Origin of the sequence: Methyloceanibacter sp., assembly GCF_050999895.1 — a bacterium.
Taxonomy (GTDB): domain Bacteria; phylum Pseudomonadota; class Alphaproteobacteria; order Rhizobiales; family Methyloligellaceae; genus Methyloceanibacter.
Genome location: NZ_JBPCOU010000066.1, coordinates 11,073 through 35,321, shown reverse-complemented (window position 1 = coordinate 35,321; position 24,249 = coordinate 11,073). Strand labels below are relative to the sequence as shown.

The window sequence follows — 24,249 nt, the reverse complement described above, 5'->3', positions numbered from 1 at the left end:
ATGCCGGCCCCCGACGAAGCTGGACTGTTTCACATCGTGGGCATTGGCGGGATCGGCATGAGCGCCATCGCCGAAGTCATGCACACGCGCGGCTATCGCGTGCAAGGCAGCGATTTGAAAGAGGGCGCCAATCTCGAGCGTCTGCGCGCGCGCGGCATTCCGTGCCTGATCGGACATGATCCGGACAACGTCACGGGCGCGGCGTTTCTCGTCATCTCTAGCGCGGTGAAGGCGGGCAACCCCGAGTTCGAGGCCGCCAGGGAGCGCGGCATTCCCATCATTCGCCGCGCGGAGATGCTGGCCGAATTGATGCGTCCTTGCACCACCGTGGCCATTACCGGCACCCACGGCAAGACCACGACCACATCCTTGATCGCCGAGGTGCTGAAAGCTGCCGGCCTCGATCCCACCGTCATCACCGGCGGCATCATCAATGCCTGGGGCACGAATGCCCGCATCGGCGCGGGCGAGTGGATGGTTGTGGAGGCCGACGAGTCCGACGGTACCTTCCTCAAGTTGCCGACGCAGATCGGCGTCGTCACCAATATCGATCCCGAGCATATGGACTATTGGGAGTCGGTCGAAATTCTGCATAAAGCCTTTCAGCAGTTCATCGATGCGATCCCCTTTTATGGCCTCGCCGTCGCTTGCATCGATCATCCCGTCGTTCGCGAGCTCTTGTCGAAGCCTGGCGGTGTCGCCAATGGAAGGCGCACCCTGACCTATGGCGTGTCGCGCGACGCCGATATCAGGCTGGTCAATCTGCGTGCCGGCCGCGATCTCATCACCTTCGATGTGGAACTCGGTCCGGCTGTGCACGGCGGCGCGCGAAAGCTCAACAAACTCACGCTGCCGATTCTCGGTCACTACAATGCGCTGAATGCTCTTGCCGCGCTCACCGTCGCGACGGAAGCCGGCATCGACGATGATGTTATTCGTTCGGCGCTAGCCGGCTTCTCCGGTGTGAGGCGCCGCTTTACGCGCGTCGGCGAGTGGCACGGCGCCGCCATCTATGACGACTACGCACACCATCCCGTCGAGATCGCCGCCGTGCTACGGGCCGCGCGTGCGGGCGGCGACGGGCGCATTATCGCGGTGATCCAGCCGCATCGCTACTCGCGCCTACAGGCGCTGTTCAATGAGTTTTCCGCCTGCCTCGACGACGCCGACATCGCCATCGTCACGCCGATCTATTCCGCGGGCGAGGCGCCGATTCCCGGCATCGATCGCGATGAGCTGGCCTCTGGGCTCCGCCGTCACGGTCACCCTCAGGTGCTCACCATCGACGATGAGGAGTCGTTGGTCGACACGCTCGCCTCCGTCTCGCAGCCCGGCGATCTCATCGTTGGCCTCGGCGCGGGCACCATCACCGACTGGATCAACGCTCTTCCGAAGAAGCTCGCCAAGAAAGGCGCACGCGCGTGAGCATTTCCGCCCACGATCTCGCCGAGCGCCTGCCGGAGCTGCGCGGCAGGCTGAAGGAAGCGGCTTCGCTCGCCGACTTCACCTGGTTTCGCGTCGGCGGTCCGGCGGAAGTTCTCTATTCGCCGGCGGACGAGGCCGATCTTACTTATTTCATGCGTGAGACGCCGGGCGAGATCCCGGTGACGGTTATCGGCCTTGGCTCCAATCTTCTCGTGCGCGACGGCGGCATCGCCGGCGTGGTCATTCGTCTCGGCCGCGGTTTCGGCGAGATCGGTATAGAGGACGGCTCACGCCTGCGCGCCGGCGCCGCGGTCCCGGATGTCAAAGTCTCACGCGCGGCTGCCGATGCCGGCATTGCGGGCCTCTCGTTCTATCGCGGCATCCCCGGCTGCGTCGGCGGCGCGTTGCGCATGAATGGCGGCGCGCATGGCCGCGAGACCTGCGAGGTCGTCGTGCAGGCCCGCGCCGTCGATCGCAAGGGCGACATCCACGTTATGCCCGTCGCGGAGCTGCATTATTCCTATCGTCATTGCGGTGCGGCGGAAGATCTGGTCTTCACCGAGGCGCTCTTTAAGGGCGAGCCGGGCGACCCAGCCAAGATTCTCGCCGAGATGGATGACATCGCCGCCTATCGCGAGCAGGCCCAGCCCATCAAGAGCCGCACCGGGGGATCCACCTTCAAGAACCCGCCCGGAAAAAAGGCCTGGCAATTGATCGACGCGGCGGGCTGCCGCGGCATCTCGGTCGGCGATGCCAAAGTCTCTGAGATGCACTGCAACTTCCTCATCAACGAGGGAAGCGCCACCGGCGCCGATCTCGAGGAGCTGGGCGAAACCGTGCGCCGGCGGGTGAAGGAAACGAGCGGCGTCGAGCTCGCATGGGAGATCAAGCGTCTCGGCACAGCCGAAACGGCCTGATTTCGCTCTCTCTTTTCGGTAGCGGCGGCCCCTAAAGCCGGTTCCCCAAAATCGCCGATTCAGATAGCCACTAATGATTCTCGCGTTTGGCAACACGAGGTCGAGGGATGTCCACGGAAAAACACATCGCCGTGCTGATGGGCGGGCTGTCTTCGGAGCGTGAGGTTTCCCTGCGCTCGGGCGAGGCCTGCGCGAGCGCGCTCGAAAGGGAGGGCTACCGCGTCACCCGCCTCGACGTCGGCCGCGACGTGGGCGCGCGTCTGGCCGTGCTCCGTCCGGATGTCTGCTTCAATGCGCTCCATGGCCGTTACGGCGAGGATGGCTGCATCCAGGGCCTGCTCGAGACCATGGCCATTCCCTACACCCATTCCGGCGTGCTCGCCTCCGCGCTCGCCATGCACAAGGAGCGCGCCAAGGCGGTCCTGCGGGCGGCGGGCGTTCCGGTGGCGGAAAGCCTGATCGTCACCCGCGCCGAAGCCGCCCGTGCGCACGCCATGCCACCGCCTTACGTCATCAAGCCGCCGACCGAAGGCTCCAGCGTTGGGGTCTTCATCGTGCGCGAGGATCAGGCCAACCCCCCGCAGGAGTTGCATTCGGCTGATTGGAGCCTGGGCGAGGAGTTAATGGTCGAGCGTTTTATCCCCGGACTCGAGCTGACCTGCGCTGTTATGGGCGATGAGGCGCTGGGGGTCATCGAAATCCGCCCTGCGCAGGGACTTTCCTTCTACGACTACGAATCCAAATACGCGCCCGGCGGCTCCGATCACATCCTTCCGGCGCAACTTTCATCAAATGTTTACCAATTCGTACAGAAGCTGTCCCTAGCGGCTCACAGGGCATTGGGCTGCCGAGGGGTCAGTCGTTCCGACTTCCGTTACGACGACCGGCCAGGGGGTTCGGGGGAGATGATCTGCCTTGAGGTCAACACCCAACCCGGCATGACGGCCACCTCGCTCGTGCCCGAGCTCGCTAAGCACAGCGGCCGCTCATTTGGAGAGCTGGTGCGCTGGATCGTGGAGGACGCGTCGTGCAATCGGTGAGGACCGCCGGACGAAGGGTGGTGCGGAGATCGCCCGATGCGCTGCTCGCGCGCGGCGTCGCCCTCCCGCATCGGGAAACCGGCGCCATGACGCGCTTCGCCGGCGCTCTGTGCAAGAAAGATGCGCCGAAGAGCCTGCGCTTGGGGCGCGATCGCATTCGCGGCAAATGGTTTCTGCTCGCCGGGGTCTTCCTGCTCAGCGGCTTGGTCTATGGCGCCTTCGTCGGCGGACAGACGCAGCGTCTGTTCGATGCCCTCCACGGCGGGATCGATAAATTTGCCGTCGCTGCCGGCTTCGGCGTGAAGCGCGTCACGGTAGAGGGCAAGACCCACGCCACCGACGCCGATATCACAACCGCCCTTCAGGCCGGCCCAAGCAACTTGACGCTCGCCTTCGATACGGACGCCGCCAAGGCGCGCCTGGAATCCGTTCCGTGGGTCAAGCATGCCCAAGTGATGCGGTTGCTGCCCTCGACCATCCAGGTCGTCATCGAAGAGCGCGTGCCTTACGGGATCTGGCAGAACCGCGGTCAGACCTATGTCATCGACTCAGATGGTGTCGTGCTCGCGCCGGCTTTGCGCGAAGCCTATGGACATCTGCCGCTCGTTGTGGGCGAGGGCGCCGGCAAGCGCGCCGCAGCCCTTCTCGATACGCTCGCCCCCTTTAGTGAACTGAAAGAGCAGGTGGTCGCGTCCTTCCGCGTTGGCGACCGGCGCTGGACGCTGCAGCTCGCCTCGGGGCTCGAAATTTTGCTGCCCGACGACAACGTCGCCGAGGCACTTCAAGCGCTGACCCGGCTCGAGGCCGAGCATGGCGTCCTTGATCGAAATATCGCTGCGGTCGATCTGCGTCTTGGCGATCGCGTCACGGTGCGCTTGCGGGACGAGGCCCCCGCAATGACCGCACCTGTGGCGGGATCTCCTGCGCCTGAAGCACCGACAGCGAGCACCAAGCGCGTGGCGCAAAAAGGCAGCACGTAACGGAAAGGATTTGAGGTAGGGGGATGCGGCACCCAACTACAAATAGAGGCAAGAGGCAAAGGATCGTGACGGCGCTTGACGTCGGCACGAGCAAGATCTCGTGCCTGATCGCCAAGGGCACCCCTGCGCCAGATTGGATGGAGACCAACGGCGAGCCGCTGCAATTCGAGGTGCTCGGCTTCGGCCATCACCGCGCCGAGGGCCTCAAGGCCGGCATGATCACTCATCTCGACAGCGCGGAGCATTGCATTCGCTCCGCGGTCGATTGCGCCGAGCGCATGGCGGGCGTGACCGTCGAGGAAGTTCAGGTCGCCGTCACCTGCGGCCGGCTCAAGAGTGAAAGCTTTTCCGCAAGCGTGGCGCTGCCGTCCGGTGCCGTCCGTTACGACGATGTTCTCCGCCTCCTCGCCGGCGGCCACCAATATGCGGGCCGCGACAAGCGGACGGTTCTGCACGTGCTGCCGACCGGCTACCGCCTCGACGAGAATGGCGGTATCAGCGATCCGAACGGCATGTGCGGCGAGCGTCTTGCGGTCGACATGCATGCCGTGACCGCGGACGAGGTTGCAATGCGCAATCTGATGCTCTGCGTCGAGCGCTGCCATCTCGGCGTCAGCGGCCTGGTTGCCGCGCCCTATGCGAGCGCGCTGGCGGTGGTGACGCCCGATGAGGCGAAGCTCGGCGTGGCCTGCATCGATTTCGGTGCTGGCACCACGACGCTCTCGGTTCTGGCCGATGGTCATTTCATTCATGCCGACGCCATTGCCCTTGGCGGCAGCAGCATCACGACCGACATCGCGCGTGCGCTTTCCTCGCCGCTGGAGCATGCGGAACGTCTGAAGACTTTGCATGGCAGCGCCTTCGCCACGGCATCCGACGAGCGCGAGATCATCACCTTCCCATCGGTCGGCGAGCTTGAGCGGCGCAGCCTCAACCAGATCACCAAGGCGCAGCTTGCGGTCATCATCCGGCCGCGGATCGAAGAAATTCTCGATTTCATGCGCCGCCGTCTGGCCGCGTGCGGCGTAGCCTCCGAGGCCGCCCGGCACATCGTCCTCACCGGCGGCGGAAGCCATCTTACCGGCCTGCCGGAACTTGCCTCCAACATGTTTGGCCGGCCCGCACGTCTTGGAAAGCCGCGCGCTTTGAGCGGGTTTCCGCAAGCCGAAGCGAGCCCGGATTTCTCCGCGTCGGTCGGATTGCTCCTGCAATGGGCCCGCGGCGACGAGAGGCTCGGCGCGCGGGGCGAACAGCGTTTTCTTGGGACCGGCACGGGCTATCTCGCCCGCGTCGGAGAGTGGATACGGGACAATTTTTAGTCGGCGTACAAAGGGGCTGAAAGCGGCGTTCGCGGGGAGCGCGCAGCAGCCGGAACGAGGACAGTTTTAAGGATCGGAAGGCCGCCATGACCATCAATCTCAGCGTTCCAGATTTGACCGAACTCAAGCCGCGCATCACCGTCTTCGGTGTCGGCGGTGCGGGCGGCAACGCCGTGAACAACATGATCGCCTCGGGACTCCGCGGCGTGGAATTCGTCGTCGCCAATACCGACGCCCAAGCGCTTCTGAGCTCGAGCGCCGAACGGCGCATCCAGATGGGGACCAAGGTCACCGAAGGTTTGGGCGCGGGCTCCAAGCCCGAGATCGGCGGCGCTGCCGCCGAAGAGGCCATGGCCGACATCAAGGCGCACCTCATGGGCTGCCATATGGCGTTCATCACCGCTGGCATGGGCGGCGGAACCGGCACGGGGGCGGCCCCCGTGATCGCGCGCGCCTCTCGCGAGGAAGGAATTCTCACCGTCGGCGTCGTCACCAAGCCCTTCCAGTTCGAAGGTCAGCGGCGACTGCGCGCGGCGGAAGCCGGCATCGCCGAGCTTGAGAAATATGTCGACACGCTCCTCGTCATCCCGAACCAGAATCTCTTTCGAGTCGCCAACGAGAAGACGACCTTCGCCGATGCCTTCGCCATGGCTGACGACGTGCTCCGCGCCGGCGTCTCCTGCATCACCGATCTCATGGTGAAGGAAGGCCTCATCAATCTCGACTTCGCCGATGTCCGCACCATCATGGCCGGCATGGGCAAGGCAATGATGGGCACCGGCGAGTCCAGCGGCGATCGCCGCGCGGTCGAAGCCGCCGAGGCTGCCATCTCCAATCCGCTTCTCGACGACGTCTGCATGAAGGGGGCGAGCGGTCTTCTCGTCTCCATCACAGGCGGCAACGACCTCACCCTTTACGAGGTGGACGAGGCGGCAAGCCGCATCCGCGCCGAAGCGGATCCGGACGCCAACATCATCGTCGGCGCGACCTTCGACGACCAGCTCGACGGCATGATCAGAGTCTCGGTGGTGGCGACAGGTCTCGGCTACCTTCTAAACCAGGAGGCAAAGCCTGTTGCTGCGGAGAAGCCAACCCTCACCGAACGTCTGGCGGGCCTCGCCTCGGTGCCTGTCAGCACGCCCGATTACGTGGAGCAGCGCATCGCACCGGCCGCCAACGACACCGCGAGCCAGCCTCCGGTCTGGCGCGCACCCGGCAACGTGACCATCGAGAAGCGCCCCGCGCAGCTCACCAGCATCGCCTTGCCGCGCAATACCGTACCGCAAAAACCGGCGGCCGCTCCGCAGCAATTCGTGCCCACGCCGCCCGCCGCTGCGCGCCGCGTCGTGCGGCGCATGCCGAGCGTGGAGGATCTGCCGCTCGTCGTTCAGAACGAGATCAGGGCGAAATCCGGTGAGGCCGCACCGCAGGGTCTCGAAGCGCAGAAGAAGAAGGTTGGATTTTTGGAGCGGCTCGCCAATGTGGGCCGGGGTCGTAAGGATGAGGATGCCAGCATGTCAGCGAAACTTGAGCCGGAATTTGGCGGGCCGCAAACTTTTGAGGCGTCCGCAAGGATGGAGCCTGCCGCGCAGCGGGGGCTGAAGGTAGAGCGTCCACGCGCGGAAATCGCTGTCGCTCCGGTCCAAAGGCGGATCGAGGAGAAGCCGCGCCTCGCGGCCGTCGAACAGCACCGCACCTCGCCCGAATCACTTGCGGAAGACGATCTCGAAATCCCTGCGTTTCTGCGCCGCCAAGCCAACTGAAGACAGGCGGAATACGTTCACCATAAACGCCTTGCGCGACGAGGCGACCCATGAAAAGTTATGCGTTACAGGGACTTAGGAGGCACCGACAGTAGTAATACATTGAAAGAAACCGTGATTTGTAGGCCCCCTGTGGCCACGTTAAGGTTCTTATAGATTGATCAGCAGGACCAAAAAGGCACAAAGCAAGCCGACACCGGGTCGGTAGAAGTGCCGGGAAAGCTGGTCGGGGGGCTCGGGGCGCTACCCTCGAGCAGAAAGACCTATCGATTACGGCTTGGGGGCCGGGGGCATGAGGGGTTTTATTGGGGCACGCCAGACCACGCTTGCGAGCGAGATTGCCTTAACGGGCACTGGAGTTCACAGCGGGGCGCCGGTTTCCATCATTCTTTACCCGGCCGATAGCGACACTGGCCTACGTTTTCTTCTTTCCAATGGTGATGCAGACTCGACCGAGATCGCAGCCGATCAGCGCTGGGTGACGGGCGTCACGCTCTGTACCGTGCTCGGCGACGGCAACGGCGCCTCGGTGGCGACGGTCGAGCATCTCCTCGCGGCCCTACGCGGTCTTGGCGTCGATAACGCTCTGATCGAGATCGACAGTGCCGAAGTGCCGATCATGGACGGCAGCGCCGCGCGCTTCGTCGAGGCGATCGACGAGGTTGGCCTGGCGGAGCTTGATGCGCCGCGTCGCTACCTCAAGATTCTGAAGACCGTCTCCGTGGAGGATGGCGGCGCCTATGGCGAGCTTTCGCCGTATAACGGTTTCCATATCGACGTTGAGATCGATTTTGTTGCCAACGTGATTGGGCAGCAGCGCATCGACCTCGACATCAATCCCGGCTCCTTCCGTCGCGAATTGTCGCGCGCCCGCACCTTCGGCTTCATGAAGGATGTCGAGCGGCTTTGGGCGGCCGGCCTCGCTCTCGGCGCCTCACTGGATAACACGGTGGCGATCGGCGACGACCGCGTCATCAACCGGGAAGGCCTGCGATTTCCTGATGAGTTCGTCCGCCACAAGGCACTCGACGCCGTCGGCGACCTTGCGCTTGCCGGCGCCCCCATTCTCGGCGCCTACAAATCGTCTTGCGGCGGTCACCGGCTGAACAGCCTGGTCCTCAAGGCCCTGTTCGCCGATGAGGACGCTTGGACCCTGGTCGATGCACCGCGCCCTTCGCGCGAGATTCGCCACGCCGAGCTCAGCCATCTTGCCGCGGTGAACTTCGCCGCCGAGCGGAGCTAAGCAACCAAACGACGTATACGAACGGCAGACCTAGCCGGGCGGCCTCCCTTCGAGGCCGCTCATTACGTTCACAGGGCAAAAAAACACCATAATCCGCGCGTTGGGTGAGCTATGGTGCGGTGGGTTCGCATATCGTTATGATCGCGCACGGTTTGGGTCGCGTCACAATTTGGGGGTGGTTTTGAGGGTTCTCTCGTCGCGTAGGGCTGCGCCCGTCTCGGCAGGGCTAAGACTGGCGACGGGCCTGTCGGCCCTTATTCTCGGCGCGACGATTCTCGGCGGCTGCGGCTCCGTTTTCGGCAAGAAGGCGGAGGTCGAGAACAACGATCCCCCCGACGTCATCTACAGCAAGGCCGAGCGCATGGTGGACAAGGGCGACTACGCCTCCGCCGCGCGCGAATACGAGCAAGTCGATATCAACCATCCTTATTCGCAGGAGGCCCGCCGGGCGATCGTGATGGCGGCCTATGCCTATTACCGCTCCGGCAAATATGATGAGGCGATCTCTGCCGCGCAGCGCTACCTGACGCTGCATCCCGGTACACAGGAATCCGATCTCGCGCAGAACATCGTCGGCATGTCCTATTACGATCAGGTGCTGGATCCGAAGCGCGACCAGACCAATGCGCGACGGGCGTTGTCCTCCTACCAGACCCTACTCCAGCGCTATCCCGACTCCCGCTATGCAGGGGAGGCGACCAACCGTGCCCGCATCCTGCGCGATCTTCTGGCCGCCGCGGAAATGACGGTCGGCCGCTATTATCTGCGCAAGAACAACTACCTCGCCGCGATCAACCGCTTCCGTGTGGTCGTCACCGACTACCAGACCACCGAGCAGGTGGAAGAAGCCTTGATGCGCTTGTCGGAGGCCTATATGGCCTTGGGCATCATCACCGAGGCGCAGACCGCGGCCGCGGTGCTCGGCCACAACTTTCCGGACAGCAAGTGGTACAACAACGCCTATTCTCTCTTGGCCAAGAAGGGCGTGCAGCCCCAGGAGCACGAGGGCTCTTGGATCACCAAGACCTGGAAGGGCGACGGCAACCCCGCCTGACACGCGCGCCATGCTAGCTGCTCTGTCGATCCGTGACATTGTTCTGATCGACAGGCTCGATCTCGAATTCGGTGAGGGATTGTCCGTGCTGACCGGCGAGACCGGGGCCGGTAAGTCCATTCTGCTCGACGCTCTGTCCCTTGCCATCGGAGGCCGGGGGGACGCGTCCCTCATGCGCCGCGGCGCCGCCCAAGGCCAGGTAACGGCCCTGTTCGAGCCGGCCGCAGGTCACCCTGTGCTTCAGCTTCTCTCCGCCAATAGCATCGAAACCGAAGGCACCGTGATCTTGCGGCGGGTGCAAGGCAATGATGGCCGCAGCCGCGCCTTCATCAACGATGTGAGCGTGAGCGTGCAGTTGCTGCGCGAGGTGGGCCGTGCCTTAGTCGAGATCCACGGCCAGCACGATGATAGGGCTCTGATTGACCAAAGCGGTCACCGCGATCTGATCGATGCCTTCGCCGGGCTGAGCGTCGACGCGTCCGCCATCGGCGCAGCCTGGGACGCGTGGAAAGACGCCGAGCAGGAGCTTGCTCACCACGAGGCGGAGATCGCGCAAGTCCGTGCCAATGCCGACTATGTCATCCATGCCCTGGACGAGCTGCGTGGCATCGACCCGAAGGCCGGCGAGGAAGACGGCCTCGCCGCCAAGCGCCAGCTGATGATGAATGCGGAGAAGATCGCGGGCGAACTCGACGAGGCGCTCGACGCGCTGCAGGGGGAGGGGACGAGCGGCGATCGGCTTGCGGCGGCGCTGCGGCGCATCGAGCGTCAGAGCGGGCTGGCTGAGTCGCTGTTAGGTCCTGTGGCCGAGGCCTTGGAGCGTGTTCTGGAGGAAACAAACGCCGCGCGCGGAAAGATCGAGCAGGCTTTGGCCGCAACGGCCTTCGAGCCGCGCGAGCTCGAGGAGGCCGAGGAGCGCCTCTTTGCCCTGCGGGCCCTAGCGCGCAAGCACAAGGTCCTTGTCGACGAGTTGCCGGCTCTGGTCGGTCGCCTCGAGGCTGATTTTGTCGCGCTTGATCGAAGCGAAGCGCGCATCGCGGAACTCGCTGAGGCCGTCACTGCCGCGCAAGGCCTCTATGAGGATCGCGCCACGCGCCTGAGCAACGCGCGGAAGAAAGCGGCGCAGCGCCTGGATGCCGAAGTCGCGACCGAACTTGCGCCGCTGAAGCTTGAGAAGGCCAGCTTCATCACCAAGGTTGAAAGCGTGCCGCTCGACGAGGGCGGTCCGAGCGGCATCGATCGCGTGGCCTTTTGGGTGCAGACCAATCCCGGCACGGAGGCTGGACCGTTGATGAAGGTCGCGTCCGGTGGTGAGCTCGCCCGCTTCATCCTCGCTCTGAAGGTCGTGCTCGCCGCGCGCGGTTCAGCGCCGACCCTGATCTTCGACGAGGTCGATGCGGGCGTCGGCGGCGCCACTGCCGCCGCCATTGGCGAGCGTCTGGCGCGGCTTGCGGAGCGCGTCCAGGTTCTCGCCGTCACCCACGCGCCGCAGGTCGCCGCCGCCGCCGCCGGCCATCTCCTGATCGCCAAGGAGGCACTTACCGGGCCCGACGGCGAGAGCATGGCCACGCGGGTCGCGGTGCTTGAAGGCGACCATCGGCGCGAGGAGATTGCGCGCATGTTGGCGGGCCAGACCATTACCGATGAAGCCCGCGCGGCCGCGGACCGTCTTATGAGCAATTCCGCCTAAGCGATTCTAATCAAAGCACAACAGTAGCCGCGATCAGCCGTAGCGCAGCTTCATGCCGACGATGCCGAGCGCGAGCGCCAGCGTGATGGTATTGGCGATGATCATCGGCCAGTTCCAGATCATGAAGCCGAAGATAAGCCAGAACGCCACGCCGGCGGCGAAGGCCACATACATGAAAAGCGAAATCGCCTTCGTCTCCTTCAGCCGGATGATGTGCATGGCTTGCGGAACGAATGCCGCCGTGGTGAGCGTGGCCGCGAGGGCTGAGACGAGGGTTTCCATCTTTGTCCTGTTTCGTTTGCTAAGCGGGGCCTAGCGGATCGGCGCGGTCGCCTCGCGCAGCCACGGCCTATCATCGCTGCGGAGCAGCGGTTCGATCTCCCGCCGGACCCGCGCGTGGTAAGCATTGAGCCAGTCCCGCTCGAAGGGCAGCAGCAGCTTCGTGTCGATGAGACGGCGATCGAAGGGGACCTGGGTCAGTGGTTCAAATCCCATCATGTCCCGGTTGCCGCCCTCGATCGGTTGCAGCGGGGTCACCAGCACGAGATTCTCCAGCCTGATCCCGTAGTGGCCTTCCCGGTAATAGCCCGGCTCGTTGGAAAGGATCATGCCGGGCTTAAGCTCCGCGGTGCCGAGCCGCGACAGCCGCGCCGGCCCTTCATGTACCGTCAGATAGCTGCCGACGCCATGGCCCGTCCCGTGGTCGTAATCGAGTCCGGCCTGCCAGAGCGGGCGCCGCGCGAAAGGGTCGATATCCTGGCCGCGCGCGCCCTTTGGAAAGCGTGCCGTGTCGACGGCGATATGCGCCTTGAGCACAAGGGTATAGTGCCGGCGCATCTCGGCGTTCGGCCTGCCGATGGCGATCGTGCGGGTGACGTCGGTCGTGCCCTCGAGATACTGCCCGCCGGAATCGACGAGATAGAGTTTGCTCGGCTTGAGTGCGTGCTTGCTGGCATTCGTTGGCCGGTAATGCACGATGGCGCCGTTCGCGCCTGCAGCCGAGATCGTGGGAAAGCTGAGATCCTTGAGCTGACCGGACTCGCGCCGCAGAGTTTCGAGCTTACGCGCGGCCTCGATCTCGTCGATGCGGCCCGAGCCGGCATTGTCGTCGAGCCAGGCGAGAAAGCGCACCATTGCCACGCCGTCGCGGACATGTGCAGCGCGGGCGCCCGCGATCTCCGACTCGTTCTTGATGGCCTTGGGCAGGATGCAAGGATCGTCGCCGCGCACGATCTTGGCGCCCTCGCTCTCCAGGAGTTGCGCGAAGCGCACCGGCGCGCTGTCCGGGTCGAGCCGCACGCGCACGCCGGCATGACCGAAGTCACGCAATTTTGCCGTCAGCGCGTTGGGCTGGGCGACATCGGCGAAGTCGCTCAGATAAGTCTTCACCTGATCTGTGAGCTTGGCGGCGTCGATAAAGAGAATTGGCCGCCCGACCACCGGCACGATGGCGAAGGCGAGCACGACCGGCGTGTGCTTGATGTCGCCGCCGCGGATGTTGAAGAGCCAGGCGATGGAGTCGAGCAGGGTCAGGAGGACGGCATCCGCTCGGTCCTGCTTCAGGATCGCCTGCACGTCGCGGATCTTCTCCTTCGCGCCGCGCCCGGAATATTCGAGGTCGTGAACGACCACGGGGATGAGGGCTGGCTTCGGCCGATCCTGCCAGAGACGGTCGATCGGGTTCGTGGTGACCGGCTCGAGCTTGATCCCGCCTTTGCCCAGCGCCTCGATGAGGCGGTCGATTTCCTTGAGGCTGTGTAGGCTCGGGTCGTAGCCGAGCACCGCGCCCTTGCCGAGCCTGTCTTTGAGCCACTGCGAAACCTTGGCCTCGGGCGTTTGCAGCACCTCGAACAGCGCGGTGTCCACTTGCGCGCGGGCCTGCAACGTGTAGCGGCCGTCGATGAAGAGGGCCGCCGCGTCGTCGAGCACGATGGCCGCGCCCGCCGATCCGCTAAAGCCCGTGAGCCAGGCGAGGCGCTCGGCTGGCGGGGGCAGAAACTCGTTTTGATACTCGTCGCTATGTGGAACGAGGAAGCCCTTGAGCTTGCGCGATTTCAGCACCCGCCGCAGGCCTTGGAGCCGCTCTTCGCTTGCCCCCGGCACAGAAACATCATCGAAGCTTTGATACATGTCTCACTTGTAGGGCGCGCCTGTCGCGCGATCAATCGCGGACGCGAGCTTTGCGAAGGCTACGACGCTGGAGCACCAAAGTCGCCCATCCCTCGAGTAGGATTCGCCTTTTCAGGACAAAGCCGAAGGAGCGGTAGCGTGCCTCCACCTCCGGCGCCTGATCTTGCGTGATGCCGGACAGCACCAGGAAGCCATCGTTTGCCGTGTGTCGTAGAAGCGTCGGCGCCAGGCGCAGCAGAGGACGCGCCAGTATGTTGGCGAAGATCAGGTCCGCGCGAAGCCTGCGTAAGATGGGATGCGCGAGGCCTTCGGCGGTGAGGCACGAGAGCTGCGGCCCAACTCCGTTCTGGCGCGCATTGGCGGCTGCGGTCGCGACCGCCACGGGGTCGTTATCGCTGGCGGCAATCTTGGCGCCGAGCGTCTTCGCCGCGGCAATGGCGAGCACGCCGCTCCCGGTGCCGATATCGAGCACCATCTTGGGATGCCGCGACTTCAGAATCTGGTCGAACGCGATGAGGCATCCGCGCGTGCTGGCATGATGCGCGGTGCCAAAGGCTCGGCCTGCATCGATCTCGATGGCGAAGCGATTAAGGCCATGAGCGCGGTCGTAGCTGCCGTGAATGAGGAAGCGGCCGGCGCGCACCGGCCGCCGCATGCCTTGCGACAGCGTCACCCAATCCGCATCGGCGATCGGTTCGATGCAGAGCGCGCCCACAATGCTGCCATTGGCGGCCCCCGCGATGAGAGCCTGTAGCGCCTCTTGATCGGGCGCCGCCGGAAAGTGCGCAAACACTTCGGCCTGGCCAGGAGCGATCTCAAACTGCCCGACGACGACGGGCGGCGCGTCAGCCTCTTCCAAAGCCGCGACGATCCGCTCGGCGGTGCCGGCGTCGGTTGCAAGCCGCGCCTCATAGAGGGAAGGGGAAGCGGTATCGCTCATGCGGTGAGAACCAGGTCTGAGGAGCGGAAAGCGGAGGTCAGCTCCGCTCGACGAAGCTGTCGACCACCTTTTTGCGACCTGCTTTGTCGAAATCGACCGTGAGCTTGTTGCCGTCGACATGCGCGATGTGGCCATAGCCGAATTTCTGGTGGAACACCCGCGTGCCGACATCGAGGCCGGCGCCCTCGGCCGTGCTTGCGGCAACCAGGTTGCCCTCGATGGTCATTGGTTCGCGCCGCTTGGTTGGCGCGCCGCCTTGCGGCCGATTGCGTTGCGCGCGGCGCCAGCCGGGCGTTTCGTAAAATCCGCCCGCGAAGAGATTCTCCGCGCTGTCGAAGCGGCTCGGGCCGTAGCTCCGCTGATAACCCTGCTCCTCGGCGACCTCGACATTCTCGATGGGCAACTCGTCGATGAAGCGCGACGGGATCGCCGCCTGCCAAGTACCGTGCGTGCGGCGGTTCTGCGCGAAGGTGATCTTCGCCCGCTGCCGCGCCCGGGTCAGCCCGACATGGGCCAGACGGCGCTCCTCTTCCAAGCCCGAACGCCCGGACTCGTCGAGGCTGCGCTGATGCGGCAGCAGCCCTTCATCCCAGCCGGGGAGGAAAACACTGTCGAACTCAAGCCCCTTGGCGCTGTGCAGCGTCATCAGGCTGACGCGTTCGACGCCTTCCTCCGTGTCGGCATCCATCACGAGGCTGACATGCTCCATGAAGCCTTGCAGTGTGTCGAACTCCTCCATGAAGCGGATGAGCTCCTTCAGGTTCTCGAGCTTGGATTGTGCCTGCGGAGAGCGGTCAGCCTGCCACATGCCGGTATAACCGGACTCATCGAGGATCAGCTCGGCAAGCTCGGTATGGCGCATCGTATCGATCAGCGAGCGCCAGCGATCGAAGGCGGCGATGAGATCGGCGAGGGATTTGCGCGCCGCCGGCTTCAGCTCTTCGGTCTCGACGATGAGGCGCGCCGCCTGTACCAGCGGAATGTTTCGTGCCCGCGCGAGTTGGTGCACGGACTTCAAGCTCGCTTCGCCGAAGCCGCGCCGCGGCGTATTGACGATGCGCTCGAATTTCAAATCGTTCGCGGGGTTCAGCGTAACCTCGAAATAGGCGGTCGCGTCCCTGATCTCCTGCCGCTCGTAGAAGCGCGGGCCGCCGATGACCCGGTAGGGCAAGCCGAGCGTGATGAAGCGGTCTTCGAAGGCGCGCATCTGGAAGCTCGCGCGGACCAGAATAGCGACCTCGCTTAGGGAGTTGCCCTGGCGTTGCAGCTGCTCGATATCCTCGCCGATGACGCGCGCTTCTTCCTCGTCGTCCCAGCAACCTTGCAAGGAAACCCTCTCGCCTGCGCTGGAATCGGTACGCAGCGTCTTGCCGAGGCGTCCCTTGTTATGCGCGATCAGGCCCGACGCGGCGCCGAGAATATTGGCGGTGGAGCGGTAGTTGCGTTCCAGCCTGATGACCTTGGCGCCAGGAAAATCGGTTTCGAAGCGCAGGATGTTGTCCACTTCGGCGCCGCGCCAGCCATAGATCGACTGGTCGTCGTCGCCGACGCAGCAAATGTTGCGCGTGCCCTGCGCCAGCAGCCGCAGCCATAGATACTGCGCAACGTTGGAGTCCTGATACTCGTCGACCAGGATGAAATGAAAGCGCTGCTGATATTGTGCGAGCACGTCCGGGTGGTCCTGGAACAGGCGCAAATTCTCCAGGAGCAGATCGCCAAAATCGGCGGCGTTGAGATCCTTGAGCCGGCGCTGATAGGCAGCGTAGAGTTCGCGGCCTTTGCCGTTGGCGAAGCCGAAGCTCTCGCCATCTGGCACGCGTTCCGGCCTTAAGCCCCGGTTCTTCCAGCTGTCGATCATCGACGCGAGCAACCGTGCCGGCCATCTCTTCTCGTCGATATTCTCCGCCGAGAGCAGCTGTTTCAGGAGCCGGATCTGATCGTCGGTGTCGAGCACGGTGAAGGACGGCTTGAGATCCACGAGCTCGGCGTGGCGGCGCAGGATCTTCACGCCGATGGCATGGAAGGTGCCGAGCCAGGGCATGCCCTCGACCGCGCCGCCAATCAAATCGCCGATGCGATGCTTCATCTCGCGCGCGGCATTGTTGGTGAAGGTGACGGCGAGGATCTGCGACGGCCAGGCGCGGCCCTGGCTCAAAATATGGCCGATCCGGGTAATGAGCACGCGGGTTTTGCCGGTGCCGGCGCCGGCGAGCACCAGCAGCGGGCCATCGAGGGTCTCGACCGCCTCGCACTGCTCCTGATTGAGGGCATCGAGATAGGGCCGGGGTTGCTGACGCACCGCGCGCTGCGACAGCGGCCGCGTATCGGCATCCTCGATGTCTGGCTCTGGAGGTGGAAGCGCCTGGGCGGCGCGAATCTTTGTCATGTCTCAATGCACTATATCATCCCGCACCCGCGAAAAGGGAAGGGCGGCAGCCTCCTCGTCCTGGGCCATTCATGCCCCTGTCGTTGTTTCGCGCCATGGCGGATGCTGGAACTGCATTTTGAGGCCCTGTGCGCCTGTTACTTCTCGGCCACTCTCAAGTGTCGCAGGTCGAATTGAGCGCCCGGGGGGTTGCGAGGGCGGATATCCGATGGCAAATCACATACCTTCAGTTGAGGGAATAAGATTCGTTCAGGAGGGCTGGGATGCTTCGAGCTTCGAAGACGGGGATTGCGTTGCTTGCCGCGAGTATGATTTTGCTTTTCGGCCTGGAGCCGGCGGCTGCTGGATGTCAACTGATCCGCGCGACCAACAGCGCTGAATCCAAGGCGTCCGCCGCACGTGCGGCCCACGCAACCGCTCTCCAGACGGCCGAGCAGATCCGCCAGCAACGCGGATGGAGTTACGTCAATGTCCGAGCCAAGATGGTCACGCCTGACCCTTTTTGGAAGTCCGTTCGCCCCGTCGTGACGCCGGACATGCTGCTCAAGCCTGACGTCGTGACCGCCCAGACCTATGCGCAATGCTGGAAAGGCGTCGTCGTCCCCTTTGTTTGCACGGCCGGCGCAATCGCCTGCGGCAAATAGCGAGTCCTTCAGACCTCGTCCTTCGGGGCTCCAAGCACGATCTGACAGTCATCTCCGCTCGATCGTTAAGATCGGGGCGGTGGTGGCTTGCTGTGCCGTGGCCGGAAGCCATCGAACGCAATCCTCTCGTTTTGCGTTGATATCGGACTGCCGGCGTAAGCATTCCGTCACGGTCTTCTGCTGCAATCGCGCCGGCACAGGCAAAAGGTCAGGTCCCCGTTGTTACCCCAATACACGATGCGCGAGCGCTATGCGGATGGCTGCATTCATGTCGTCGGCGTCGCGGCGAGCCTTGTCGCGCTGGCCGTGCTCCTCATCGTCGGCGTGAACTCGCAGGTGACGCTATGGGGCTTGAGCCTTGCCATATACGGCTGCGCGATGGTCGCCACCTTCAGTTTCTCTGCGGGCTACCATCTCGTCGTGCGGCCGAGGGTGAAAGAGATTCTCCGCCGCTTCGACCACGCCGCGATCTTCCTCATGATCGCCGGCACCTACACGCCCTTCATCCTCATCCAGATGAACAACTCCTGGGGGCATTGGCTGCTCGCCACGGTCTGGATCATCGCGGCCATCGGCATTGCCCTCAAGCTCTTCGCGCCGCGTTACCTCGACGGCCTCTCCACCGCCCTCTATCTCGTGCAAGGCTGGGCCGTGCTCGCGGCGTGGCAGCCGCTGGTCTCCGCCGTGCCGGGCAGCGTCGTGACGCTCCTCGTCATTGGCGGCGTGCTCTATACGGTCGGCGTCGTGTTTCACCTCTGGCACCGGCTGCCCTACCAGAACGCCATCTGGCATGGCTTCGTGCTCAGCGCCGCAAGCGTCCATTACGCAGCCGTGCTGGCGGCGGTCCCCACGCTCTAGGCCCGTTCGCGCTTGGAAAAGGCTGAGCTTTCGTAACGAACCGCCTATAGACTAGGGCCATGAGTCTCGTCAGGGTAGATGCCCCGCAACCGGCGGCTACGGACGCAAAGCCAGCCCTTTTCGCCGCGCTTTCTGCCCGCTTCGGCGACCGTTTCTCCACGAGCGCGTCGTTGCGCGCCCAGCACGCGAACACGCTCACCTGGATTCCGTGCCAGCCGCCGGACGCCGTCATCTTCGCCGAGACGACGGAAGAGGTGGTGGCGGTCGTCGCCCTCTGCGCCGATGCGCGCATTCCCGTGATCGCCTTCGGCACCGGCACCTCGCTTGAAGGCCACGTCAACGCGCCGTTTGGCGGGGTGTGCATTGACCTCTCGCGCATGAACCGCATCCTTGCCGTGCATGAGGCGGACCTCGACTGCGTCGTCGAGGCGGGCGTCACCCGCAAACAGCTCAACGAGCATCTTCGGGACCGGGGCTTGTTCTTCCCCGTCGATCCCGGCGCCGACGCAAGCCTCGGCGGCATGGCCGCGACCCGCGCCTCCGGCACCAACGCCGTCCGTTACGGCACCATGCGCGACAACGTGTTGGCGCTCACAGCGGTCCTCGCCGATGGCCGTGTCATCGCGACCGGCACGCGTGCGCGGAAATCCGCGGCCGGCTACGATCTCACGCGCCTCCTGATCGGCTCCGAGGGCACGCTTGGCATCATCACGAGCCTGACGCTCAAGCTTTACGGCGTGCCGGATACCATCCTCTCCGCGGTCTGTCCCTTCGCCAGTATCGAAGGCGCCTGCCTTGCGGTCATCGCCGCGCTCCAGATCGGGCTGCCGCTGGCGCGCATCGAGCTTGCCGACGCCGTGCAGATCCGCGCCTGCAACGGCTATTCGCATCTCACCCTTCCCGAGCAGCCGACGCTGTTTCTCGAATTTCACGGCACCGAAGCCTCGGCCCGCGAGCAGGTCGCGAGTTTCGCCGAGATCGCAGCGTCCGAAGGGGGAGGGGACTTCCAATGGGCGGAGCGCCAGGAGGACCGCACCAAGCTCTGGCAGGCGCGCCACGATGCGTATTGGGCGGCGCGCGGCCTGCAACCCGGCGCGGAGCTGTTGTCGACCGATGTCTGCGTTCCCATCTCCGCCCTTGCGGCCTGCGTCGGCGAGACGCGCGAAGACATCGATCGCTTAGGGCTCCTGGCGCCGATCGTCGGCCATGTCGGCGACGGGAATTTTCACGTCATGCCGCTCTTCGATCCGAACGATCCCGAGGAGCGGCGGAAGGTGCAGGGCTTCCTCGACCGTCTGATCGAGCGGGCGCTCCGCTTCGACGGGACGTGTTCGGGCGAGCATGGCGTGGGCCAGGGCAAGATCGGTTATCTTGCCGCCGAGCATGGTCTTGGGGTTGAGGTCATGGTTGCCATAAAAAAGGCGCTAGACCCGTTGAATATTCTCAATCCCGGAAAGATCTTTCGTTACCATCACGACGGTTAGCGGGCCTTTTTCCGCGTTTCCGCGTCCGCGCCCAAGCTAAAGGCCAAGATTTCCGTGAATTCGTTTCTCCTGATCCTGTCGGCATTGCTGATTCTCGTGATCAGCGCCCTGTTTGCGGCGCCGTTCGTCATTGACTGGAACGAGTATCGGCAGGTGTTCGAGGCGCAGGCGAGCCAGCTGCTCGGACGCAAGGTCAAGGTCGACGGCGAGGTGCATTTCGTGATCTTGCCCGCGCCGGAGCTTCGCTTCGACAACATAAGGGTCGCCGACCATCACGGGCGGTTCGATACGCCCTTTCTCGAAGTCCGCTCGGTCGAAGCCCTTCTCAGCATCGGCAGTCTGATGACGGGCGCCGTGGAGGCGCGCAAGATCGCGGTGCAGAATCCTGTCCTCAGGCTCGATCTCAGAGCCGACGGCACCGGCAATTGGAGCGATGTCGGCGAGACGAACCAAGCTTCAGGCTCTTCCTTCATGCCGAAATCGGTCATCCTGGACGCGGTGAGCGTGACCGGCGGCACCGTCGAAATCGCTAAAGACGGCCGGCCCCAATTCGTGCTCACGCAGGTCGCGGGCGATGCGAGCGCGACGTCCCTGTCGGGCCCTTACAAGGTCTCGGCGACTTACCTGTTCGAAGGTCGTCCCCAGGAGCTGCGCTTTTCCACAAGCGGGCAGGACGCGGAAGGCGCGCTTCGGCTCAAGGCGGCGTTGCGTGACCCGGAGCAGCGCACCACCTACGTCGTCGACGGCAGCGTGACAGGCTTGGGCGCTTCGCCGTCTTATGACGGAAAGCTCGTGATGCGTATCGCCGACGCGGCAGCCGCGCCCGCCTCTGTGTCAGATGCGGCCTCGCCGCCTGCGGAAAAGACACCCTCCGAGGCGCTGTCGCCCGATGAGGCTTTGGTCGGCCTGCCGGCATCGTTCTTCGAGCTCAAGAGCGACCTCAAGGCAACCCTCGACCGCGCCGAGCTGCCCGCCTTCGACGTCACCATTCATGCCAAGGGCAGCCCGCAACTGCTGAAGGGCAGGCTCGCCGTGGAGTATGGCGAGCGTCCTCGCGTGGAGGGGGAAGTCTCCGCCCGCTGGCTCGACGTGGATTCCCTTTTCGCGACTCAGCCGGACGAGAAGCTAGCTCTGCTCGTGCTGCTGAGCACGCTCGCGGAAAAAGCGCTGCTGGAGGCGGCGACGTTTGGTGAAGGCACGTTCAGCATCGCCGTCGAGCAGGCGAGCGTCGCGGGCGATCTCGTCGCCGGCATCGATCTTGCCCTGACCGCGAATGGCGAGGCCATCACGGTGAGCCGCCTTAACGCGACGCTTCCCGGCGACAATCGCCTCGCCGCGTCCGGCAAGGTCACGCGTGGCGAAAATGGTCCGTCCTTCACCGGTCCGGTAAGCCTGCAAGGCGCAAAGCTCCGTCCTCTCATGCGCTGGGCGGTGGGGGACCGGGACATGTCGGGCCAGACCGCCGCCGGCGACTTTGCCCTCAGCGGCGACATCACGCTCGGTGATGGCAAGCTGCAACTTGCCAATGCGCAAGGCGAACTGAGCGGCACGAAGTTTCGGGGGCATCTCGCGTTTCAGGGCGGTGAGCAGCGCGTGATCGCGCTTGAGCTCGACAGCGACCGGCTCGATCTGCGCGAGGTGCTTGGCGATACGGTTGCGTGGCAGAGCTGGATCCCCGCCAAAGCTGAGGAGGGCGCACCGGCAAGCGAGCGCAATCTCCTCGACGAGCTTCGCGACGACACCGCGCAAGTGACGTTGCGCGTCGGCGAGCTTCTGCTCCCTGGCATTCCCGGCGGCAAGCTCGATGCGCATTTCAGCCTCGCCGAAAATAGTCTCGACGTCGAGCAGCTCGACTTCGCCGCGCCGAATGCGCTCGCCTTGAACGGCAAAGGCCGCATCGCGAACCTCAGCGACGCGCCGTCCGGCGGCGTCACCTTCGCTCTCTCCGCTCAGACAAGGGAGGCTCTCGGCGTTGCGGCGGGCCTCATGGGTCTGCCGGAAAGCATCAGTTCATCGAAGCATCTCGGCGGTCTCGTACCCCTCGATGTCCAGGTCGGCCTTGTCGCCGAGCCTGCGGGTGACGCGACCGAGGCATCGCTTGACGTCAAAGGCATGGCGGGGCGGTCCGATGTCGCCATCACCGCGCATGCTACCGGCACGCCCGCGAAGCTCGGCGATGCCGAGATCGGTCTCGCCGGCACTGTGACCGGCGACAAGCCCCAAATCGTATTGGGCTTGCTGTTTCCGAACCTCCCGCAAGATCGTCTTGCCGCCGCGGCGGGTGAGGGCGGCACGCTCAGCCTCACGCTTCGCGGCGTGCCCAACAAGGAGGTCGGCGGCCAGTTCGGTCTTGAGACCGCCGCCATGAAAATGGCTTTCGACGGCACGGCCTCCCTTCGTGACGACGGCATGGCGCTGACGGGTAAAGGAACGGCGGCGAGTGGGGATGCGGCGCTCGCGCTTGCGCTTCTGGGGCTCGAAGCGCCGCCGAGCGCCTCGAGCGTTCCGCTCGCCCTCAGTGCCTCCGTGGTGAAGGCCGGACCCACTCTGGCGTTCGACAAGATCACGGGCACCATCGCCCGCGAGGCGGTGCAGGGCGCGGCGCGTCTCGATCTCGGTGGCGCGCGCACCAAACTTTCGGTGACGGCGACCGCGGATTACATTTCCCTGCCGTCGCTGTTGGGCACGCTGGTCGCATGGCATCGCACACCGTCGACCGAGGAGATGCTTGGCGCCATCGGCGCCGGCGGCACCACGGTCTGGCCGAGCCGGGGTTTTTCCCTCGACCCCCTTGCCGGCACCGACGGTGACATCACCCTCAACGCCAAGACGCTTTCTCTGGGCGCCCCTATCGAGGTCGATGGCGCGACCCTCGTCGCGCGCTTGGATCAGAATGGTCTTTCCGTCACCGAACTGAAGGGGCAGCTTTTCGGTGGCGCCTTTGCAGCCTCCGGCACGCTATCGCCGCGGGGCGCCGGCGCAAGCCTGACCGCCCGCGCCGACCTCGCCGGCGGCAGGCTCGAAGATGCGTCGAAAGCAATCACCGGTGCGAGTCTGGCCAAGGGCCCATTCTCGCTCGGCTTCAATGTGTCGGGTGAGGGCTTGAGCCCGCCCGGCCTCGTTGCGGGTTTGAGCGGGGAGGGCAATCTCTCTGTCGAGCCGGGAACACTCCAGGCCTTCAATCCGGTGCCGCTCCAGCGCGTCGCCGCCACCGCCAAGCGCAACGTCAAGGCGACAAAGGAGCAGATCGCGGCGCAGGCACGCAGCCTTCGCGATGGGATGACCAAAGGGACTTACCGTTATGAGACGGCTTCCATCCCGTTCGAGGTGAAGAACGGTACGTTGCGGCTGACGCCCACCGTGCTTGCCGGCAAAGGTGCCGCAACCGAGATCAATGCCTATGTCGAGCTTGCAAGCCTCAAGCTCGACAGCGAGTGGAGGGTGATTCTAAAGGATAAAGCTTCGGCGGATCTGCCGCCTGTGAGTCTCGTCTTCGCGGGTCCGCTGAACAAGGCGGAGGAGATTTCGCCGACGATCGACACGGTATCGATCGAGAGCTATCTCACGATGCGCCGCATGAAGGAGGACGTCGAGCGCTTGGAGACGCTTGATGTCAGCGGCAAGACCAAGCCGCCTATCGAGGAGGCGCCGGTCGAGCCTGAACCCGAGGCGGTCGTCCCGGCGCCGCAGCCGCAAGCAGCCCCTGCAATGAAGACGCCGGACAAGGCCAACGCGCCTGCGCAGGTTCCGCCGAAGCCCGTGCCGTCAGCGAGCGCTACGCCCACTCAACAGAAGCAGCCGAAGCCGGCCTCTGCGGCAAGCGCGCCGCCCGCCGCCGGCGCCACGCCTAAACCTGTACCCGCCCCTGCGCCTGCCGCCACCAATGCGGTCCCTGCCGCGCCCGCGCCATTGCCTCAGGAACGGTCCGCCGACATGCAGCCGAGTGCGGTCCCGCCCGCGTTGGATCGCCTTGACCCTGCTTCGCTGCCGCCGCTGGAAGGCGAGGCGATCCAACTCACGGACCCCACGCAGGAAGCCGTCGTGCCGGCCGCCCCGCGCCCCGCGCCCCGGCCGCGCCGCCCGCGCCCAGATCCTGACGATTGGAAGAAGAATATCCCGTTCTTTGGGGGCGGCTAAGGCGTCTTCCGCCGCGCCTGCATGCGTTCGAGAATATAGAGCCTGATTGCTGCCGACAGGCTGGACGGCGCGTCGTCCTTCTCGCGTCCCTGGTCGATCTCGCTGACAACATCCGCAACCGAACGCCCGTCCGCCTCCGCGAACTCATGCAGCGCCGTCCAGAACCCATCTTCCAGCGAGATGCTGGTGCGGTGCCGCGCAATGGTCAGGGAGCGCTTGTTGCTGGGCTTGGCCATCTC

General features: G+C 64.6%; 18 protein-coding genes. 13 read left to right on the top strand and 5 right to left on the bottom strand.

Annotation, left to right across the window (positions count from 1 at the left end; all coding sequences use genetic code 11):
* The 9 genes from murC to recN all read left to right on the top strand — a co-directional run bounded on the left by murC (nucleotide 1) and on the right by recN (nucleotide 11,431).
* A complete protein-coding gene (gene murC / locus ACR2J1_RS07555) occupies nucleotides 1-1,425 on the top strand; it encodes a UDP-N-acetylmuramate--L-alanine ligase (RefSeq protein WP_434018737.1) in 1,425 nt (474 codons plus the stop codon).
* Nucleotides 1,422-2,342, top strand: a complete 921-nt coding sequence (gene murB, locus ACR2J1_RS07550; RefSeq protein WP_434018722.1) for a UDP-N-acetylmuramate dehydrogenase — start codon at nucleotides 1,422-1,424, stop codon at nucleotides 2,340-2,342. Before murC ends, murB begins: the two co-directional genes overlap by 4 nt.
* Nucleotides 2,343-2,449: 107 nt before the next feature.
* Nucleotides 2,450-3,382, top strand: coding sequence for a D-alanine--D-alanine ligase (locus tag ACR2J1_RS07545; RefSeq protein ID WP_434018721.1), 933 nt, complete (start codon nucleotides 2,450-2,452; stop codon nucleotides 3,380-3,382).
* 20 nt (nucleotides 3,383-3,402) lie between these two features.
* On the top strand, nucleotides 3,403-4,362 hold the full coding sequence (locus tag ACR2J1_RS07540) for a cell division protein FtsQ/DivIB (RefSeq protein ID WP_434018720.1): 960 nt from the start codon (nucleotides 3,403-3,405) through the stop codon (nucleotides 4,360-4,362).
* Nucleotides 4,363-4,427: 65 nt separating this feature from the next.
* The gene (gene ftsA, locus ACR2J1_RS07535) at nucleotides 4,428-5,681 is read left to right on the top strand and encodes a cell division protein FtsA (protein WP_434018719.1); all 1,254 of its coding nucleotides are present in this window, start codon (nucleotides 4,428-4,430) and stop codon (nucleotides 5,679-5,681) included.
* A gap of 86 nt (nucleotides 5,682-5,767) precedes the next feature.
* The gene (ftsZ, locus tag ACR2J1_RS07530; protein ID WP_434018718.1) at nucleotides 5,768-7,444 is read left to right on the top strand and encodes a cell division protein FtsZ; all 1,677 of its coding nucleotides are present in this window, start codon (nucleotides 5,768-5,770) and stop codon (nucleotides 7,442-7,444) included.
* A gap of 292 nt (nucleotides 7,445-7,736) precedes the next feature.
* Nucleotides 7,737-8,687 (top strand): UDP-3-O-acyl-N-acetylglucosamine deacetylase, encoded by a 951-nt coding sequence (lpxC, locus tag ACR2J1_RS07525; protein WP_434018717.1) that lies wholly within the window; start codon nucleotides 7,737-7,739, stop codon nucleotides 8,685-8,687.
* A gap of 175 nt (nucleotides 8,688-8,862) precedes the next feature.
* Nucleotides 8,863-9,741, top strand: coding sequence for an outer membrane protein assembly factor BamD (locus ACR2J1_RS07520; protein ID WP_434018716.1), 879 nt, complete (start codon nucleotides 8,863-8,865; stop codon nucleotides 9,739-9,741).
* A 10-nt stretch (nucleotides 9,742-9,751) separates the two neighbouring features.
* A complete protein-coding gene (gene recN, locus ACR2J1_RS07515) occupies nucleotides 9,752-11,431 on the top strand; it encodes a DNA repair protein RecN (protein WP_434018715.1) in 1,680 nt (559 codons plus the stop codon).
* A 33-nt stretch (nucleotides 11,432-11,464) separates the two neighbouring features.
* On the opposite strand, the gene ACR2J1_RS07510 is transcribed toward recN, so the two are convergent.
* Genes ACR2J1_RS07510 through ACR2J1_RS07495 form a run of 4 tightly spaced genes read right to left on the bottom strand, consistent with a single transcriptional unit; the run spans nucleotide 11,465 to nucleotide 16,887 of the window.
* On the bottom strand, nucleotides 11,465-11,713 hold the full coding sequence (locus ACR2J1_RS07510; RefSeq protein ID WP_434018714.1) for a SemiSWEET family sugar transporter: 249 nt from the start codon (nucleotides 11,711-11,713) through the stop codon (nucleotides 11,465-11,467).
* A 30-nt stretch (nucleotides 11,714-11,743) separates the two neighbouring features.
* Nucleotides 11,744-13,561, bottom strand: a complete 1,818-nt coding sequence (locus ACR2J1_RS07505; RefSeq protein WP_434018713.1) for an aminopeptidase P family protein — start codon at nucleotides 13,559-13,561, stop codon at nucleotides 11,744-11,746.
* A 31-nt stretch (nucleotides 13,562-13,592) separates the two neighbouring features.
* Nucleotides 13,593-14,501, bottom strand: a complete 909-nt coding sequence (locus ACR2J1_RS07500) for a 50S ribosomal protein L11 methyltransferase (protein WP_434018712.1) — start codon at nucleotides 14,499-14,501, stop codon at nucleotides 13,593-13,595.
* A gap of 37 nt (nucleotides 14,502-14,538) precedes the next feature.
* Complete coding sequence (locus tag ACR2J1_RS07495) at nucleotides 14,539-16,887, bottom strand: ATP-dependent helicase (protein WP_434018711.1); 2,349 nt, start codon at nucleotides 16,885-16,887, stop codon at nucleotides 14,539-14,541.
* A gap of 263 nt (nucleotides 16,888-17,150) precedes the next feature.
* On the opposite strand from ACR2J1_RS07495, the gene ACR2J1_RS07490 reads away from it, so the two are divergent.
* The 4 genes from ACR2J1_RS07490 (at nucleotide 17,151) to ACR2J1_RS07475 (ending at nucleotide 24,010) form a co-directional block, all read left to right on the top strand.
* Complete coding sequence (locus ACR2J1_RS07490) at nucleotides 17,151-17,531, top strand: hypothetical protein (RefSeq protein ID WP_434018710.1); 381 nt, start codon at nucleotides 17,151-17,153, stop codon at nucleotides 17,529-17,531.
* A 237-nt stretch (nucleotides 17,532-17,768) separates the two neighbouring features.
* Nucleotides 17,769-18,389: a PAQR family membrane homeostasis protein TrhA gene (gene trhA, locus ACR2J1_RS07485; protein ID WP_434018709.1), complete on the top strand. Its 621-nt coding sequence runs from the start codon at nucleotides 17,769-17,771 to the stop codon at nucleotides 18,387-18,389.
* Between the two features lie 59 nt (nucleotides 18,390-18,448).
* Complete coding sequence (locus ACR2J1_RS07480) at nucleotides 18,449-19,873, top strand: FAD-binding oxidoreductase (RefSeq protein WP_434018708.1); 1,425 nt, start codon at nucleotides 18,449-18,451, stop codon at nucleotides 19,871-19,873.
* A gap of 54 nt (nucleotides 19,874-19,927) precedes the next feature.
* Nucleotides 19,928-24,010, top strand: a complete 4,083-nt coding sequence (locus ACR2J1_RS07475; protein WP_434018707.1) for an AsmA family protein — start codon at nucleotides 19,928-19,930, stop codon at nucleotides 24,008-24,010.
* Here the strand turns inward: ACR2J1_RS07475 and ACR2J1_RS07470 are convergent.
* Complete coding sequence (locus tag ACR2J1_RS07470) at nucleotides 24,007-24,246, bottom strand: ribbon-helix-helix domain-containing protein (protein WP_434018706.1); 240 nt, start codon at nucleotides 24,244-24,246, stop codon at nucleotides 24,007-24,009. The two genes, ACR2J1_RS07475 and ACR2J1_RS07470, sit on opposite strands and share 4 nt — an antisense overlap.
* Nucleotides 24,247-24,249: the final 3 nt, after the last annotated feature.

Bases quoted from the DNA above. Each gene is read 5' to 3' on its own strand.
- murC (WP_434018737.1), top strand. From the start codon at position 1: ATGCCGGCCCCCGACGAAGCTGGACTGTTTCACATCGTGGGCATTGGC.
- ACR2J1_RS07545 (WP_434018721.1), top strand. From the start codon at position 2,450: ATGTCCACGGAAAAACACATCGCCGTGCTGATGGGCGGGCTGTCTTCG.
- ftsZ (WP_434018718.1), top strand. From the start codon at position 5,768: ATGACCATCAATCTCAGCGTTCCAGATTTGACCGAACTCAAGCCGCGC.
- lpxC (WP_434018717.1), top strand. From the start codon at position 7,737: ATGAGGGGTTTTATTGGGGCACGCCAGACCACGCTTGCGAGCGAGATT.
- recN (WP_434018715.1), top strand. From the start codon at position 9,752: ATGCTAGCTGCTCTGTCGATCCGTGACATTGTTCTGATCGACAGGCTC.
- ACR2J1_RS07510 (WP_434018714.1), bottom strand. From the start codon at position 11,713: ATGGAAACCCTCGTCTCAGCCCTCGCGGCCACGCTCACCACGGCGGCA.
- ACR2J1_RS07505 (WP_434018713.1), bottom strand. From the start codon at position 13,561: ATGTATCAAAGCTTCGATGATGTTTCTGTGCCGGGGGCAAGCGAAGAG.
- ACR2J1_RS07500 (WP_434018712.1), bottom strand. From the start codon at position 14,501: ATGAGCGATACCGCTTCCCCTTCCCTCTATGAGGCGCGGCTTGCAACC.
- ACR2J1_RS07495 (WP_434018711.1), bottom strand. From the start codon at position 16,887: ATGACAAAGATTCGCGCCGCCCAGGCGCTTCCACCTCCAGAGCCAGAC.
- ACR2J1_RS07490 (WP_434018710.1), top strand. From the start codon at position 17,151: ATGCTTCGAGCTTCGAAGACGGGGATTGCGTTGCTTGCCGCGAGTATG.
- trhA (WP_434018709.1), top strand. From the start codon at position 17,769: ATGCGCGAGCGCTATGCGGATGGCTGCATTCATGTCGTCGGCGTCGCG.
- ACR2J1_RS07480 (WP_434018708.1), top strand. From the start codon at position 18,449: ATGAGTCTCGTCAGGGTAGATGCCCCGCAACCGGCGGCTACGGACGCA.
- ACR2J1_RS07470 (WP_434018706.1), bottom strand. From the start codon at position 24,246: ATGGCCAAGCCCAGCAACAAGCGCTCCCTGACCATTGCGCGGCACCGC.